The organism is Spiroplasma endosymbiont of Lariophagus distinguendus (genome assembly GCF_023846195.1).
Lineage (GTDB): Bacteria > Bacillota_I > Bacilli_A > Mycoplasmatales > VBWQ01 > Spiroplasma_E.
Map to the genome: position 1 here is coordinate 1 of NZ_JALMUW010000019.1, position 17,115 is coordinate 17,115.

The 17,115-nt window shown below is 23.8% G+C and carries 19 protein-coding genes and 2 pseudogenes; 7 read left to right on the top strand and 14 right to left on the bottom strand.

Features of this window, described 5'->3' with window-relative positions:
- The coding region (locus M0D11_RS02615; RefSeq protein ID WP_252319835.1) for a hypothetical protein at positions 1 to 275 on the bottom strand (275 nt) is incomplete at its 3' end.
- A gap of 140 nt (positions 276 to 415) precedes the next feature.
- On the opposite strand from M0D11_RS02615, the gene M0D11_RS02620 reads away from it, so the two are divergent.
- On the top strand, positions 416 to 583 hold the full coding sequence (locus tag M0D11_RS02620) for a hypothetical protein (protein WP_252319837.1): 168 nt from the start codon (positions 416 to 418) through the stop codon (positions 581 to 583).
- Positions 584 to 645: 62 nt separating this feature from the next.
- Here M0D11_RS02620 and M0D11_RS02625 read toward each other — a convergent pair whose 3' ends face one another.
- The 5 genes and pseudogenes from M0D11_RS02625 to M0D11_RS02645 all read right to left on the bottom strand — a co-directional run bounded on the left by M0D11_RS02625 (position 646) and on the right by M0D11_RS02645 (position 4,879).
- Positions 646 to 1,533 carry a ParB/RepB/Spo0J family partition protein gene (locus tag M0D11_RS02625; RefSeq protein WP_174480208.1) on the bottom strand — a complete coding sequence of 296 codons (888 nt, stop codon included), beginning with the start codon at positions 1,531 to 1,533 and terminating at the stop codon, positions 646 to 648.
- On the bottom strand, positions 1,526 to 2,290 hold the full coding sequence (locus tag M0D11_RS02630) for a ParA family protein (RefSeq protein WP_174480209.1): 765 nt from the start codon (positions 2,288 to 2,290) through the stop codon (positions 1,526 to 1,528). Before M0D11_RS02630 ends, M0D11_RS02625 begins: the two co-directional genes overlap by 8 nt.
- Positions 2,291 to 2,519: 229 nt before the next feature.
- The gene (locus M0D11_RS02635) at positions 2,520 to 2,708 is read right to left on the bottom strand and encodes an IS3 family transposase (RefSeq protein WP_252319839.1); all 189 of its coding nucleotides are present in this window, start codon (positions 2,706 to 2,708) and stop codon (positions 2,520 to 2,522) included.
- A gap of 917 nt (positions 2,709 to 3,625) precedes the next feature.
- Positions 3,626 to 4,115: pseudogene (locus M0D11_RS02640) on the bottom strand (transposase); the annotation flags it as partial.
- Positions 4,100 to 4,879, bottom strand: a pseudogene (locus tag M0D11_RS02645) (IS5 family transposase). The pseudogenes M0D11_RS02645 and M0D11_RS02640, both read right to left, overlap by 16 nt.
- Positions 4,880 to 5,160: 281 nt before the next feature.
- Between M0D11_RS02645 and M0D11_RS02650 the strand changes: the two are divergent.
- The 3 genes from M0D11_RS02650 to M0D11_RS02660 all read left to right on the top strand — a co-directional run bounded on the left by M0D11_RS02650 (position 5,161) and on the right by M0D11_RS02660 (position 6,433).
- Positions 5,161 to 5,328 (top strand): helix-turn-helix domain-containing protein, encoded by a 168-nt coding sequence (locus tag M0D11_RS02650; protein WP_252319841.1) that lies wholly within the window; start codon positions 5,161 to 5,163, stop codon positions 5,326 to 5,328.
- A 339-nt stretch (positions 5,329 to 5,667) separates the two neighbouring features.
- Positions 5,668 to 5,835: a hypothetical protein gene (locus M0D11_RS02655; protein WP_252319843.1), complete on the top strand. Its 168-nt coding sequence runs from the start codon at positions 5,668 to 5,670 to the stop codon at positions 5,833 to 5,835.
- A gap of 388 nt (positions 5,836 to 6,223) precedes the next feature.
- Positions 6,224 to 6,433, top strand: a complete 210-nt coding sequence (locus M0D11_RS02660) for a hypothetical protein (protein WP_252319845.1) — start codon at positions 6,224 to 6,226, stop codon at positions 6,431 to 6,433.
- A gap of 60 nt (positions 6,434 to 6,493) precedes the next feature.
- On the opposite strand, the gene M0D11_RS02665 is transcribed toward M0D11_RS02660, so the two are convergent.
- The 3 genes from M0D11_RS02665 to M0D11_RS02675 all read right to left on the bottom strand — a co-directional run bounded on the left by M0D11_RS02665 (position 6,494) and on the right by M0D11_RS02675 (position 10,103).
- A complete protein-coding gene (locus M0D11_RS02665) occupies positions 6,494 to 7,165 on the bottom strand; it encodes a hypothetical protein (RefSeq protein ID WP_252319847.1) in 672 nt (223 codons plus the stop codon).
- Between the two features lie 397 nt (positions 7,166 to 7,562).
- Positions 7,563 to 9,173: a lipoprotein gene (locus M0D11_RS07175; RefSeq protein ID WP_252319849.1), complete on the bottom strand. Its 1,611-nt coding sequence runs from the start codon at positions 9,171 to 9,173 to the stop codon at positions 7,563 to 7,565.
- Positions 9,174 to 9,881: 708 nt separating this feature from the next.
- Entirely contained in the window at positions 9,882 to 10,103 is a 222-nt protein-coding gene (locus M0D11_RS02675) for a hypothetical protein (protein ID WP_252319851.1), read from the bottom strand.
- 196 nt (positions 10,104 to 10,299) lie between these two features.
- Between M0D11_RS02675 and M0D11_RS02680 the strand changes: the two genes are divergently transcribed.
- Both M0D11_RS02680 and M0D11_RS02685 read left to right on the top strand, forming a co-directional pair.
- The gene (locus M0D11_RS02680; RefSeq protein ID WP_252319853.1) at positions 10,300 to 11,394 is read left to right on the top strand and encodes a hypothetical protein; all 1,095 of its coding nucleotides are present in this window, start codon (positions 10,300 to 10,302) and stop codon (positions 11,392 to 11,394) included.
- 19 nt (positions 11,395 to 11,413) lie between these two features.
- Entirely contained in the window at positions 11,414 to 12,328 is a 915-nt protein-coding gene (locus M0D11_RS02685; RefSeq protein ID WP_252319855.1) for an ABC transporter ATP-binding protein, read from the top strand.
- 12 nt (positions 12,329 to 12,340) lie between these two features.
- Here M0D11_RS02685 and M0D11_RS02690 read toward each other — a convergent pair whose 3' ends face one another.
- The 5 genes from M0D11_RS02690 to M0D11_RS02705 all read right to left on the bottom strand — a co-directional run bounded on the left by M0D11_RS02690 (position 12,341) and on the right by M0D11_RS02705 (position 16,751).
- Positions 12,341 to 12,781 (bottom strand): hypothetical protein, encoded by a 441-nt coding sequence (locus M0D11_RS02690; protein WP_252319857.1) that lies wholly within the window; start codon positions 12,779 to 12,781, stop codon positions 12,341 to 12,343.
- Between the two features lie 158 nt (positions 12,782 to 12,939).
- On the bottom strand, positions 12,940 to 14,823 hold the full coding sequence (mnmG, locus tag M0D11_RS02695) for a tRNA uridine-5-carboxymethylaminomethyl(34) synthesis enzyme MnmG (RefSeq protein ID WP_252319859.1): 1,884 nt from the start codon (positions 14,821 to 14,823) through the stop codon (positions 12,940 to 12,942).
- A gap of 285 nt (positions 14,824 to 15,108) precedes the next feature.
- A complete protein-coding gene (locus M0D11_RS06775) occupies positions 15,109 to 15,237 on the bottom strand; it encodes a hypothetical protein (RefSeq protein WP_255495891.1) in 129 nt (42 codons plus the stop codon).
- 160 nt (positions 15,238 to 15,397) lie between these two features.
- Entirely contained in the window at positions 15,398 to 16,186 is a 789-nt protein-coding gene (locus tag M0D11_RS02700) for an exonuclease domain-containing protein (protein WP_252319861.1), read from the bottom strand.
- Positions 16,187 to 16,445: 259 nt separating this feature from the next.
- On the bottom strand, positions 16,446 to 16,751 hold the full coding sequence (locus M0D11_RS02705; RefSeq protein WP_174480231.1) for a hypothetical protein: 306 nt from the start codon (positions 16,749 to 16,751) through the stop codon (positions 16,446 to 16,448).
- Between the two features lie 223 nt (positions 16,752 to 16,974).
- On the opposite strand from M0D11_RS02705, the gene M0D11_RS02710 reads away from it, so the two are divergent.
- Positions 16,975 to 17,115, top strand: a complete 141-nt coding sequence (locus M0D11_RS02710) for a hypothetical protein (RefSeq protein WP_252319863.1) — start codon at positions 16,975 to 16,977, stop codon at positions 17,113 to 17,115.

The following is a 17,115-nucleotide window of genomic DNA, read 5'->3' on the forward strand; positions in this document are numbered from 1 at the left end:
ACATTGTCTTCAGAAATTTGTTCTTTTTCTAATCAATTATTAATTTTTTGATTAAATAATTTAGTTAAAATTACTGCATCTTCCTCAGAAATATTAAACTTTTTTAATCAATCATTATTTTTTTCATTAAATAACTCGGTTAAAATTGCTACATCTTCTTCAAAAATTTTTCTTTTTTTAAACAAACAATTAATCATTTTTACTCAATCAATTTCATCTTTATATTTTCTAAAAATAATACGTTTAAATAACGTATTCTTATCTTTTTCTGGCATATTTAATTTTCCTTTCAATGTTAAAATAAATTATTTTAAATAACATTATAACATCAAATATAATGATAAAAACTTTTACAATAGTATATAATTATAAATAAGTAAGGCTTAAAAATAAATATAACTTTTAGGAGGAAAATATGGAAAAGAAACTTTTAACTTATCCTCATGATATATCAAAAAAGTTATTAATCATACTAGGTATAAGTAAAATTGCAATTGGTTTGTCTATCTTATTTGTTTTTATTACAAACTTAATTATCTATACTAATTCAGGATTAATATTTCCTTTTAGAGAAATATCATAAAATAAATTTACAAGATAAAAAATGAGTATAAATGTTTTAAAACATTTATACTCATTTTAAATTTATATTAATTTTAAAAATTCTAAAATTCGATTTAATTCTTTGTGATTACTATAATTGATGATTAGTTGTTTTTTATTGATTTTTACTTTAGTATCTAAAGTTCTTGATAAAGTATTTTCTAATGCTACTAAATGAAGATCTGACTTTTTATTAACATTTTGTTTTTGATTTAAACTTAATTGTTGCATCTTAATAACATCTTCAACCTTACGAACACTCCATTGTTCACTATATGCCCTTTTAGCAATAGTTACCATTAAATTAAGATTAGTGCCTAAACTTAATAACGGTTTAACATGACCCATTGTTAATTCATTGCGTTGAAGCATTTGTAAAATCTCTACTGGCAATTGTAAAATTCGTAAAGTATTAGCAATGTGACTACGTGATTTATTAACTTTTTGTGAGAGTTGTTCTTGAGTTCATTTCATTTTACTAATTAAAGTTTGATATGCCTGTGCTTCTTCAAAAGCATTCAAATCAACACGTTGAATATTTTCAATCAAAGCAAATTCCATTAATTGTTGATCTGTTACTTCAATAGTTACTGCAGAGATCTCTGTTAGACCTGCTAATTTTGCAGCTTTAGTTCTACGTTCACCAGCAACTAATTGAAAAACACCATCTGTTATCGTTTTTTTAACAATAATTGGTTGAATTAAACCATGAATTTTAATTGAATCACTTAGTTCTTTAATTTCTTGTTCATTAAATACTACACGCGGTTGATATGGATTAGGAATAATTTTAGCAAGAGAAATAGTTTGTGAAAAAGTTTTAGCAATTTCTGGTGAACTTTCAATGTTAGTTATCAAATCATTTAAACCTTCACCAAAAATTGATGCTAAGCCTTTAGCAGAAATACGATTTTTTTTATCATTAGACATTATTTAACACCTCATTCACTAAACTTTGATAAGCAATAGCACCACTGCAACGTGGCCGATAACTAAAAATATTTTTACCATGACTTGGTGCTTCACTTAGAGTTACATTTCTTGGAATATAATTTTTATAAACTTTTTCTCTAAAATTTTTTTGAATTTCTTTGATAACTTCAACAGAAGAAGTTGTTCTAATATTAACCATAGTTAATAAAATCCCTTCAATTTCTAAATTGGGATTAAATAATTGTTGTACTAAACGAATAGTAGATAATAATTGTACCAAACCACCTAATGCATAAAACTCAGCTTGCAATGGAATAATAACTGAATTAGCTGAAGCTAAAGCATTACGATTAACTAATCCTAAACTAGGTGGACAGTCAATAATAATAAAATCATATACTTCCTTTACGGGTTCTAATTTTTCTAATAAAATATTTCTTTTATTACGAGATTGCTCTAATAAAAATATTTCGGCTCCCGCCAAAGAAATGGTTGATGGTAATAAATCTACTCCTTGACAAACTTCAGTTTTAATTACTTTTTCCAATGGAACATCATGTACTAAAACATCATATATATCTTGTTCAACTTTATCAGCAGCAAAACCCATTGAAATAGTAGCACTACCTTGTGGATCCAAATCAATAAGTAACACTTTTTTATTTTTTATACCTAAACCTGCAGCAAGATTAGTAGCAGTAGTTGTTTTTCCAACTCCACCTTTTTGATTAGCAATTGCAATAATTTTGCCCATAATAATTACCTTTCTAAATTAATAGACTAATATTTTATCCTACTAATTAAGTTTAACACTAATTTTAATTAATATTATTTACAAAGGTTTACTTTTAATTTGTTGATAAGGTCTTGGATATTTTAAAGCACATAATTTATATTTTTGAAAATGAAGGATTGTTCTTTGACCATAGTTGTTTGGTAATGGTGGTTGGCCCTAATTACTGGACCACTTTCATACTTTTTTTCTAAATTTTAATTTGTAAAATTGGTGGTTTTAGAAATTTAGAATGTATTCTTTCATAATTATAAAACATAACATATTGATTTACATCATTTATAGCTTCATTGATTGTTAAATATTGGTTTGAACCTTTGGGTAATCATTCTTGAGATAAATGTGAGAATCAGTTTTCTGATAAGCCCATTACCGCCAATATCTATCAGATTGCTTTTTGCTTAAGATTATTTGTTTGTCAATAATTCAATTCTGGATATGTCTTGGCAATAAAATTCAACAGCATTATCTGAATGTAAGAAATAACGCTTTTGATTTGTTTAAAGAAAATTATTTGTGTTATTTTTCAAGAGCAGGTTTTATTAAATCTTTATATGATTTATTAGAACATTATTATAATAACAACATTATTTGAATAAAAATCAATAGTACCAAAAGGTATAATCAGCCTTCTTTAGTATTGATTTGTTTAGTATCCATTAGTCAAATTTGATTAGAAGAAGTTGTGATTTTATAATTTTGTTGACTTTATCCATTGTAGGTATTCATTTTATGTGCAGTCTTTTTATTTTACTATTATTATTTTTAGTTTTGTTTAAACCTTGGAATGTTGTGATCTTTCATAATTTTCGCATTTACATTTTTATTGATAATTCTATATTTAAGTGAATGTTTTTTCTTGTTTAATCATTCTTTAATGAAAAAAATTCGTAAATATCCATAAATTCTACCTTTTCTTGTAAGAATGAAATTCAATTAAAAATTTTTGTAATTTTTGATATTTATGGTTACAATGATCAAGGTGGTTATTTCTTTTTTTAATAGGTTTTGTTTGTTTTTTTTAAAAGTAATATGTTGATCTAATTTAATTGAAGATATTGAAGATGTCTAATCAGATGATGATTGCTTATTGATCAATAATTTTAATTTTTTGATTAATATTTAATTTTCTAATAAATAATTCTATTTGTTTAATTTTATCCATTAATAAAAATCCTTTCATGTCAAAATTAGTGTTAATTATATAACACAATTGTTTTTCGAATACATTCAGGTTTTTTAAATTAATGGTCTAGTAAAAAGGGCTAAGTGCCAAGTGCCAAGTGCCACCCATCCATAAACAATCGGATAAACACTATCTAATGGTTGATTTTGCCATGCTTTGACGTCATCAATAACATCATCGAAGCCAATTTGACTAATAACACTTTCACTATCAGCACCATGATAACTCTTGTAATTGCATTCCTAATATCTGATAATGTCATACCTTTTGCATATAAAGAAAAAGAACTTGTTGATCAAAACCATCAAATCTTCTTTGTCTTTTTGCAACTATTACAGGATTAAAATTACTATTACGATCTCTTGGTACATCAATTTCAATTTTACCTTGTTGGGTTATTAATTTTTTTGAACTTATACCATTACGAGCATTGTCACTATTACTATGTTGATTCTTATCATATCCTAAATAATTTTGCATCTCAGAATTCAACATTTTTTCAACTAAACGTTTTGTTAATTCTTTATATAATCCTCCCTCTTTAAAAACTGTTGTTAAATCTTCAGTATTTTCTAAGAACCTGTTTAGGATCTTTTTAATAAAATTGAAATAAAGGAAAGAACAACCATTTGTAAGCTAGTATTTAATTTTCTTTCACAATTTTTTCATAATCTTCTGCATTTTTCTAATCATGCAAAACTTCGTTCTACAACTCATCTTTTTGGCAATAATACAAAAGAATGTAATTCATTACGTTTGATAACTTCAACATTTGCATTTATGATTGTTTTGATTTTAAAAGCAAATTTTTCACCAGTATAACCAGCATCTACTAGTATTTTTTGAACTTTAGATAAATTTTCTTTTTCATTTTCAATCATTATTATACTTTATTTTGATCCTGTTTTCTGCTGTAGTTATGTAATTACATGTGGTAAGCCTTAGAGAATCAGCAGCAATATGACTTTATTCCTGAAATTTTTTACCAACATCATAACCTTTATTTTTAGCAGTATCTGTGTTCTTAACACTTTGTGAATCAATTATACAAAAACTAGTTTTGTTCTTTTCTACCATTGATACGAACTTTTCTAGCAATTTTTTTTAAAATTACTTGTCAAGTGCTAGGTTCTTTATCACTATTTTACTTCAAATTTGAAAATAATAATATACAGTTTGTCATTTTGGAAAATTTTAGTAGCATTCTTCCCATTGACATCCACTTTTAATACATATAAAACTGCACAAAATACTTCATATAAATCTAAATTTCTTGGTTTTGTTTTCTTTTTGCTATTTTCTAAAATTGATCTTATGTTCTCAAATTGTTCTTTAGTAACATGACTTGGATAATTTTTATGCATATATACCCCTTATCTTAAAATATATAGTCATTTTACGTTATTTTATAAAAGATTCCAAACAGGTTCTAATAATAAATCTACTGCTTGTGATATTGGATCATTGTTATTAATATTTTGCTTTTTAGCCATCTGTAACTCACTCTTCCTAGAAAATTAATTATATTTACTAGAACTAATTAAACATAGTTATTTTTGTAAGTTACACAGATTACTAAACATTAGAAAGGGTCACCCCTAAGTTGCAAAAAACAATGTTTTAACTTAGTAAGGAGACTCTTTTTATGACAAGATATAATAAGGAACTAAAATTAAAAATCATAGAACAATATTTTGCTGGTAAATCTGCTACAACATTAAGCAAAGAAAATAAAATCAGTAGAAAAATAATTTATATTTGAATTCAAAAATGATACTTGCAAGGTGAAAAAAGTTTAGTTTCAAAGAACTAAATTAAAAACAGAGAAGTAAATACTGTGAGTAGAGATTTTAAGAAAGACCAAAAGAATCATTAAAAAATTATGAAAAACGAGTTGAAAAAGAATTATTTTTACTACAAACTAAAATTGAAATTTTGGAAAAGTCTTATCTACCGCAGTCAAAATTACAGAAAAAAACCACAAGCAAAACCTGACCCGCAAAAAATAAACCATTTCCTTTAAACCTTATCTTTGTGAATGTTATAAAATTGTTAAATCTATATTGAAAAAGTTTAAAAAATCTTTTCTATTAAATTTATTACAAATTTCTAATGAAGGATTATCGTAAGTGAAGTATTCATGGATGTCCGAATGAAAACAAGTTTGATGATAGTTGCTAGTCAAACAATAAATTTAATCTATAGTAGTGATAAAGATTATGATTTGTCAACAAAATATGGTCATAAGAAGCGAATGGCAGCTATTTTAAAAATTGGTAGAAAAAAATCACTTTTCCAGCAATGAAAAGTTAGGTTTTAAAAACAATTCATAAACAGGAACTTATGGAAAAAAATCAAAAAATTAAAAGCACAACATAAATTTATAACATACCTAATTTATTAAAACAAGCTGATGAATACCATTGAAGCTTAAAGTTTAATAATAATAGAAAAAATTGCTTTAGATATTAGTGAATTTAAAATTAATAATCAAAAATTGTATTTGTGAGCATTTGTTGATTTTTATTCACGAAAAATTTTACATCATCACTGATCTAAAAATCAAGAAAAGTCACACCTTATAAAATCTTTAAAAGATATGACTAATAAATATAATTTATACAATACAGTATTCTTTGATCCCGTGGAATACAATTTAAGAACTCATGATTATTGAAATTGTGCGAAAAAAATGTGTCAATTAAAGCATGACAGATGGCTATGCTTCATATCAAAATGCACTTGTAGAAACTGTATTTAAAACTTTAAAAGTTGTTTATTTTAAAAGACAAAAATTCAAAAATAAAAATACATTTTTATTATATATGAATCATGCTATTTGAAAATATAACAATACAAGATTTCATACAAAAATAAAAAATACTCCAGAAAAAGTGTTTCAATTACTTTTTCACTAGAGTATAATTATTGCAACTTAGAGGTGACCCTTTCTACCTTACTTTTAAAATAGTTAATACTTATAAATGATATATGCCCGTACTTGTTGATGGCTGATCATTTAAATTAGTTGGAATACTATGAATTTCTGCTTTAATTTGTCTAAAATTAGGATTTTGACCTATATTATTTTTTAAAGAGCAATCTTTATCGTTTATTTTTCTTGCCATTTCATTTGTACAATATTCATTGATTCCATCTTGAAATTGTTGTTCATTATCCTTTTCAATTTCTACTTGAAGTGTTTGTTCAATCTTTATTAAACCATTATCTAGTTTACTAGTCTTTGTTGTATTTGAAGAAATTATTAATGGCCTAGCATCTTTATCTATTATAGTAACTTCCTGTAAAAATCCCTCATTATCATAACCACTGTTGAAATTATTTTGATGCTCATTATTATTTCTTTTTATTAACCAGTCATTAATTGCAACTCCACATCTAAGTCCTGTTATAGCTCCTAATAAGAAAAGTCCTATACCGACACTATTGACATTACTAGCATCATTGTTTTTTAATAAACCATATATTGCACCAACACCGAAGCCCATTGTTGAAAGTAATGATGATGATAACATTGTAATACAACAACAACCAAATTCTTTTTGTCAACAACTTGTACTTGTGCTTGTCATATTTTCTTCTAATAAATGTGTTGGTTCATTTCTTGATTGTTCTGTTGAATTATTCATAAATCTTACTACTCCTTTTATTTTACTTAGTCAATTTTATTTGATAATTAATTGTTTTTAAATTTAAAAAATTAATAAATGTGTTGTGTTACCAACATATTAATTATAGTTAATATAGTTAATACTTTTTATATAATTTTTATTTTATAAATAAGATTTTCAATTTTTTTGATTCTTATTATTGATAATTTATCATCCCTTAAATTTGAACATATTTACGATTTTTATTTTTGTTTATCATAAATGCAATCTATTCTAAATTTTAAAAATTAAAATCAAAAAAGATTTCATTTTAAAAAAATATTTAATATATAAAATTAGTAATTTTTCAATTAAAAAACTACTAATTTTTGTATTATCTATCTTTAAGGTTTAATAATTTTTTTTAAATTATATATTAATTTCAAACATTATTATCATCGCCTTCTATTACCGCATAAGTTGGAGCAAAAGAATACGCTAAAGATAAAACATAACCATTAAAATACATTCAAATATCAATGGTACCTAAAGACAAATTATCTATAATATATTTATTATTTTTTAATTTAGATTTTAATTGCGTGTTTTGTCATCTAAGACCTTTTTGCCCTAATTCATGACAATTAATTAATTCTAGTGAATCATTATTTTGAAAAAAACCATTCTTTTTTGCTAAATCAGTAGTTTTATCTTGTAAATATCTTAAACTATCACTAAAATTATTATTTTCGTAAGCTTTAAAATCATTTTTATTCATTTTCATTGTAAAGTTACCTTCAAACTTACTGATAGTAAGGCGATTGTTTCAAATACCATCTTTAGAACAAAATTTGGCTAATTTATCAGCAGTACTATTAATTCGATTTTGTGTTGACATAGTATCGCGGATGACAACAGGAATTTTAATAGGGTTTAATGTTAAATTATGATATGTTCAACTATTAATTTCAAATTCTCCGAACAAACTTACTTTATCTAGATCTGAAGTAATTTTGCTTCTATATTTTCAATTTTCAAATTTGTTTTCAAAGGTTTGTGCATATGAATTAGCTTTATTAGTAAAAATTGATTTAACATCAGAACCTGATTGATTTAAAAATACTTTTTGTGCCATACTTTGAAAATCATTTTGTTTTTCTTTAGTAACACTTCAATTATTATTATTATTATTATTTGGCAATTGATAATTATGAAATTTCGTTTGATCACGAGCAATAAATTTAGCTCCCAATTTTGTTTTTATCTTTTCTAAAATGTTTTCTTTTAACTCATTACTATTTCATCATTTTGAAATATTTCATTTTAAATCTAAAGTAGTTTCGACAGTATAATCTTTTAAATTATCTTCAATTTTGCTTGCTACTTTTTCAATTACACCTTCAGTATTAGCATTTTGATTAATAAAGTTTATATCAAAAAAATCTATACTTAATTCACGATCTAATGTATTACCATCAAAATCCTTTCATTTTAAATCAAATTTTAAACTTGATTTTAAAAGATTTCAAGATTCAATGTGATACTTTTCTTTATTATAATCATCCATCCCAAAAGCATTATTATTTTTTCATTCATTAAATTCAGCTTTAGTAATTTTTGATTTATCAGTATTTAACTTTAAAATTTCATTAATATTAATACCAGAAAATAATGACTTTAAGTTAGAATCCTTACGTAGTTCAGCACCAAAATTACTAATGTTTTCTTTAATTATGTCATAAAAATGTTTAGTTAAATCTTGATTAGTAATTTCTTGGTTATCAAGAATTTTATTAATTTCAGTTAATAGTTCTTGTCCAGAACTACCAAAGTTATCTGGTCTTAAAATATTTTTTTTGTCTTTTATTAGTTCACCAAATAAACTATTAATTTTTTCTTCTGCTATTTTTAATAAATCAGTATCACTTTGTTCTTTACCATGCTCTTCTGGTATTGGTTCATCATTATTTCCACCACAAGCAATAATATTTGTAGTAGCAGTAGTACTTAAAATTATTGCCCCCAAAATACTTAATAATTTTTTCATAATTTATACCCCCTTAAATAAATCTTTTTATATATTTAAATATATTCAATACAACTATTATTGAAATTAGTAATAAAAAATGATTATTTTTTGTTTTAAAACATAATATTATTAAAATCAAAGTTGGATAAAATATGTTTTTAATTTAATAAATTAAAGACATATTTAAATTGTTGAATATATTTACTTCATTTTATATTATTCTAAAATTGTTTTTTATATTATGTTTTAAAGTTTTATAATAAACACCAATAATATAATATTTAGTGATTTTTTATAAGTTTTTTTATGTTTTTACTTATTTTATTTTTAAAATAATAACTAGTTTTAAAATTTAACATTTACTGTATTTAATACTATTAAAACAAGATTTATTATATAAAACATAGTAAAATTCTACTAAGAAATTTTTCATATTATGCTTAATATTGATTATATAATTGCTAGTATATATTGTTGTTTCTAAATTAATAAAATTGTTTTTTTAAATAAAAATATTATAAACTAATACATTGAGAGGTTATTTAAGAGAGGTATGGTTGAAAAAGCAAATTTAGGTAAATTATTAGAGTTTATTTTTATTAAGGTTTATTATTCTTTTATTACAGTTTTTTTATTTATTTTATCAATATTTATATCTTTAACAATAGCGATTGTTTTTTTTACTTTGAAATTAAGTTCAAATACTTTTTTCATTATTTTTCAATATTATATTATGATTTTATATAGCATTTTTCTTTTTATTTTTGCTTTAATGAATTCTATTAAGTTATTTGGTACACAATTTGAAGATAATTCTTTTCTTCTAATATTAACAAGGCCATATTCAAGAAAAGTAATTATCCTTTCACAATATTTCGTGTTATTTTTATCTTCATTATTTTTTATAGTATCTAATATTATTACTTTATTAGTTTTTGGAGGCATCATAGGGGTAATTCTAAAAATAATATATATTAAATTTTATATTTTAATTATTTTAAAATTATTTCTTTTTTTACTTTTTTTCTCAATTTTAGTAACTAATGGATCTGTAGCTATGTTAGCGTTTTTTTCATCAGAAAAGGTTTTTTTAATATTTGTTATTTTTTGTAGTTTATTCCTTTTGGGTGGTTTACCTTCTTCTTTGATATTAAATAAAACAGAAAATTTACCAATTTCTTTTAAAGAAGGTGTTGGACCTTATTTGGTTAAACAAATTAAAGAAGCAATGTTATTTAATAAATATTATAAAATGGGATTAATTCGTTATCCTAATTTAACTAAAGATATTGCTGATTTTTATAATAGTTTAACAATTGATGAATTACAAGATATTAATAAAAAAGAAGTTATTAGTAAAAGACAAGATTTTTATAAAAAAGAAGGATTTCTTTTAAATAGTTCATTTAATAGTGGTGAAATGGAAGGTAAAATTGATGTTTGAAATGGACATAATGATTTTAATGGCAAAACAGTTAAAATAGTTTTAGTTTTTAATAAATACTTTATTAATTTAAAAGAATTAAAACAAAAGATTCAAGAATCTAATAAAGATACTCAAAAAGATTTATTACAATTATATGAAGATTATAATAATGAATTTGAAATTAATAATTTTTGTTATTTACAAAAATCAAAAATACCCGATTTGTTAGAATATGATCTTGCTAAATCTTATGTTGAGGAAGGTAGTAATAAAAAAACATTAACTAGTGATGATTGAACAAGAGCTTTTAAAGATGGTGGATATTATGTTAAATTTAGCAGTCCATTACGTAACAAATATGATAATCTTTTTTTTAATCCAATTTATATTTTATTAAGAACTGTGGAAGATTACATTTATAATCAAATATGAATTTATTATCAAGTTAAATCAGAAAAAGTTTTAAATGATGAAAATTTTATTGCATTTAAAAATAATATGAATTTATATACTTTGATTAACTATTTTAATTTTATTGAGCACTGAAACCAAATGTGAACAAATTATATGGGATGTTATGGTAATTTTTGATTTAAACCATTAGCTTTATCAAGTATTGATTTTAATGTTCAAAAAAATACTTTATTTAGTTATCCTGATTTTACTTTTCATTTAAATAGCGAATATAAAATTGATGTTAATAATACTACAAGCATACAAAATAATTTGATTGTTAGTTTATTTTACGGTGTGTTGTGTATTGTTTTATTTTTCTTATCATTTTGTTTTTTCTTAAAAAAGAATATTGGATAAGTTAGTTAGGAGAGTATTTATGTCAACAAATGATAAAAATAAAATTTTAATTAATGTTCAAAACTATAGTAAAAAATTTAAGAAATTTCACATGAATAATATTAGCTTTACTGTATTTGAAGGAACTATTCATGCTTTAGTTGGCCGTTCAGGAAGTGGTAAATCAGTACTGTTGAAATCAATTATTGGTGCTATTCCAAAAAGTAATTACGAAGGATTAATTACCATTAATGGCTATAAAGCGGGAACAACTTTTTCAAAAAATAGTTTAGGTTATTCTTTGAATATAGAAAATTTTCCTCAAGGATTAAGTGCTTATAATTTTTTGAAATTTTTAGGTAAAACAACAATAATTTCAGAAAGTAAATTACTAATAAATTTAGAAAGATTATTAAAAAATTTTGGTTTATGAGAATCACGTAATAAATCTTTAAATTCATTTTCTTCAGGAATGAAAAATAGAATTATGTTAATTGTTGCCCTAGCACATGATCCAAACCTAGTTATTTTAGATGAACCAGGAGCTAATTTAGATTCAGAATCAAGAAAATTTTTTACTTCTGTTTTACAAGATTTAAAAAAAGAAGGAAAAACTATTTTATTAACAACTCATATGATTGATGAAACAAAAGATATTATTGATAATTGTACTATTATTGAATATGGTAAATTAATTTATACTGGACCAATTGATAAATTTGGGGTTGGTAAAATTTTTGTTTTAAAAACAAGCAATAATCTTGTAGCATCATCACTTTTAAGTTTATATAATTTTCAATTTAAATATAATAAAGATACTGATAGTATTTTAATTAAATTAATTGATAAAAATTATATATCACAACTTAATTTTATTTTAAGTGAAAAGAAAATTGTTATATATGATTTACATGAAAAAGAATTAGATTTATTTTTTATCAATTCATTTTTTTAATTTATTTTTATTTTATAAATAAGATTTTCAAATTTTTTGATTTTCACTTAAAAAATGTGCAGCAGGAGGATATTGATCAGCTAATTTGTTGATTGCATTTACCATTACTTCTTTTTGATAATTATTATTAAATTGTAATTCTTGTTTTGTTTTTTTAGTTTTTTGATATCATTTTTGATTATATATTTTCCTTTTTGCTTTTACCTCGGATTTTTGCTCATATTTTTGCTTTCTTGCCTTCACTTCTGGCCTTTGAGCATATTCTTTCATTTTTTCTTTATTTTTTTGATATCACTCTTGATCATATTTTCTCCTTCTTGCCTTCACTTCAGGTCTTTGAGCATATTCTTTCTTTTTTGCTTTCACTTCAGGTCTTTGTTGATATTCTTTTATTTTTTCTTTATTGCGTTGATATCATTTTTTCTTATACTCTTTTTGTTTTTCGTTATTCATAAATTTATCACCTCTTAAATTTGTGTCATATTTACAATTTTTATTACTGTTTAATTTCTTTTGATCATCATAAATCAAAATCTTCTTTGAACTTTAAAATACAAGTAAAATATTTAATATATAAAATTAGCGATCTTTTAATTAAGATCGCTAATTTATTAAATATTTAAATTTGGATATTTGCGTTTTAAAAAAAATAATAAAACTTGAATATCAGCAGGACTAACACCAGAAATTCTTGTAGCATGACCAATTGTTAATGGTCTAACGCGCTTTAATTTTTCTCTAGCTTCACCAGTAATACTTTCTACTAAATCATAATCAATATCACTAGGAATTTGTTTTTTTTCTAAACTATTAGTTTGTTGCGCCATTTTTAGTTGCTGATTAATATACCCTGAATATTTAATTGTAATTTCTAATTCCATTAATTCATGATATTGTAAATCATTTATTAAAGGTAACTGTGAAGTAAACATTGATAATTTGACACCTGGGCGTTTTAATAATTCATAAGCAATAATATGATTATCGGGAATTGGACCTAAATTATTATTAATAATATACTTAGCAACTTCTGAATTGGGACTAACTTTAATAGTTTTTAATTTTTCAACAATATTGGACATTAATGTTTGTTGAATATTAAATTGCGATCAACGTTGTTCACTAACTAAGCCAACTTGATAACCATACTTAATTAATCTTGTTTGAGCATTATCATTTCGTAATAATAAACGATGTTCAGCTAAAGAAGTTAATAAACGATAAGGTTCAACTGTTCCTTTTGTTACTAAATCATCAATTAAAACTCCGATATATGCTTCATCACGCTTTAAAATTAATGGTTTTTCTTTTTTTATTTTTAAATGGGCATTAATTCCAGCTATTAAACCTTGACACGCTGCTTCTTCATAACCACTAGTACCATTAATTTGACCAGCACTAAATAAGTTTTTAATTAATTTAGTTTCCAATGTTGGTCATAATTGTGTTGGTTCAAAAGCATCATATTCAATAGCATATGCTCATTTTAATACTTCACAATTTTCTAAGCCAGGTAACGTTCTCAACATTTTATCTTGCACATCAATTGGCAATGATGTTGAAAAACCTTGGACATAAATTGAATCCAAAGCAAGTGATTCTGGCTCTAAGAAAATTTGATGACGAGGCTTATCAACAAAACGTACTACTTTATCCTCAATACTTGGACAATAACGTGGTCCAGTACCTTGTGCTTCACCATTATACATTGGTGATTTATCTAAATTATTATTAATAATGGTATGAGTTTTATCATTTGTATAAAGTAAATAACAAGGTAACTGTTTTGCTAATGGTAAAAAATTTTTAGTTTCATGTGAAAATGCTAAAGGTAAATCACTACCTAGTTCAATATTAGTTTTGTCAAAATCAATACTATTTTTTTTAATACGAGGTGGTGTTCCTGTTTTTAAACGTATCATATTAAAGCCTACAATTTTTAATTGCTCAGAAATACCATTACTTGTTCTTTGACCATCTGGTCCTTCTGATTTCTTATTATGACCTTGTAAAGTTAAAGCTGTCATATAAGTACCAGTAGTTAAAATCACAATTTCACTTGTAATTTTTTCACCATTCTCTAAAATAACACCCTTAGCAGTGTTTTCTTCAATTATTAATGATTGTACCATAACTTCTAAAATTGTTAAATTTTCTTGTTTATTTATTGCATTTTGCATATATTGTGAATAAGCAATTTTATCAGATTGAGCACGAATAGCTCAAACTGCTGGACCACGTGAATGATTTAATAGTTTCATTTGCAAAGCAGTAGCATCTGCTGCTTTAGCCATTTCGCCACCAAGTGCATCAATTTCACGAACCACAACTCCTTTGGCCGGTCCACCAATAGAAGGATTACATGGCATTAATGCAATTTTAGTTTTATCAAGAGTAATAATAGCAATTTTATGACCTGCTCGTGCAGAAGATAATGCCGCTTCAACACCAGCATGACCCGCACCAATTACAATAATTTCATAGTCATATTTCATTGATTTCACCTCCATTTCATAAAATATTACATATCAAAATTAATAACATCAAAAATAAGAAATTTTATTTTTAATTTCTTTAGTAATGTTATCATAAACAAGCAAAATATTCATGTACTTTTTAGACTTTTATTAAATAAAAATTGAATTTTAGTTAATAATCTTCTCGATTATAATTGATTATATTTTATACAAGATATAAATATTATTTAAAGAATTAGTGCTGCACTTAAAAATAGCAACTGTTTTAACTAGTAATCATTAATACTAATTTAAAGCCAGTAATTACTTACTTTTAAGTATTTTATTTATTAGCACAAGATGTGTTTTTATTGAAAAGACACTTTTGTCATTAACATTAGTGACTGTATCCAATGGTGATAAAACATATGCAACATCTATTTCTTTTTCCATAACTGTAACCTCTTTTGTATACAATTTGACTTAAATAATTTATCTTAATATCCCTACATAAGTATAATTATAATGTTAATTTTTAAATTTGCAAATTTTTATTTACTATACCTTTAAACTTAAAAAGTATTTTTATATATAAAAATACATCTTATATTAATTAAGATAAAGAATCACCAAATAATCTCCCCATTTTAATATTAAGATTATTACATAAAGTTTTTAAATGGTAATGTTCACTGAAATGTATATTAATTAATTTATGTAAAGTGGTAACATCTGCCAATGGATCATGATGATCAAATTTAATTTGATTACTATGAGCAAGAGCACTTAAACGGTTATTAGGATAATCATATGTTCTTCTAAATAACTTAACTGAACAAATGTAAAAAAAATTAGGGCACTCTAAATCATAATGATTAATTAATGATCTTAAGATATTAATGTTAAAGTTAGCGTGATGAGCAATAACAACAGTATTTTCAGTAAAAAAAGTAACAATGTCTACTCATAATTCTTTAAAATTTGACATTAAAGATACGCTTTCACTTGTAATTCCATGAACATGAGAAAAAGTAAATTCTTCGGGATGTGGTTTAATTAACGAACTATAAGTTTTGACAATTTTACCCTGTGTTACTTTTATCATAATTAATTGACAAGCACTTGTTTTATTCGAATTTGCAATTTCAAAATCAATAAAAACATAATTAGTATTATCAATGTCTCAATCATGAACACTAAATTTTTTCTTACTATTTAATTTTGATTGCTTTCTTTTTAATAACATTTTTTTAGCAAAAAGATTTTTACTATCTTTACTTTTATACTGTTTAAAAGGTGTAATTATTTCTTGTTTTCCTTCTATATTAACTTCTGATTCAGAGTTATCATCTGTTTCAAAATCATCATTTGTCTTCTTGAATTTTACACTTTTAAAAAACATATTAATGGCAATAGCACCTTTCTATCTAAATTTTCATAAATTAATATTAGTTATTCCATTGATAAATTATAACATTGATAAGTTAGAGTAACTATATTTTTACTTATAAAACTTCATTTTTTACAAAATTCAGTCATTAATTATCATTCTTTAACAACTAACTTAATATAATTTATAAAAATAATATTATGAATAAAATATTATATTATTGACAATAAAAAAGATTGCAATTGCAATCTTTTTTTAAATAAGAAAAATATTATAATGAAAATGAAGTTGAAGAATTATTTCTAGTAATTAACGGTTCACTATCATTTACTTCATTTTGAAAATTATTAATTTTTTTTAACTTTTTAGCTATTTTAACTTGTTTATTAAGTTCTTTTTCTTCTAATCTTTGATTTTTTGCTTTTAAATTTTTTAGCTTATTTTCTGCTTCTTGCAGTTTATCTTCTCTTTTTTTAATTTTATCTTTACTTTTTACAATTTTATCACTAAGTGTTCCTAATAATGGACTATTTTTTTTATTAAGTTTTCTTTGACGTTGCGCATCTTTAAGATTCATTCGTACTAGTTTATCTTTTTGCAGTTTAGTTATTACCTTATAAATCTTGACACTTATTGCAACAGCAATTGCTCCTCCAATAACTATTGGTACAGCATAAAGTAAAAAGTCTAATCCTTCAAATAAATCACTAAAAAATGATTCTATCCCTTGTCAACCTTTTTCAAAAAAATTTCCTACGTCTTTTGTAAAATCCTCAAATCCTTTTGAGATATCTTCTCAAATGCCACTAATATCTGAACCAATATCATCTATACCTTTACCAATTTCTTCTAATCCTTTACCAATATCATTTCCAATATCTTCTATACCTGAACCAATGTCTGATATAATATCTTCCAGTCCTTGGCACTTAGGCACTTAG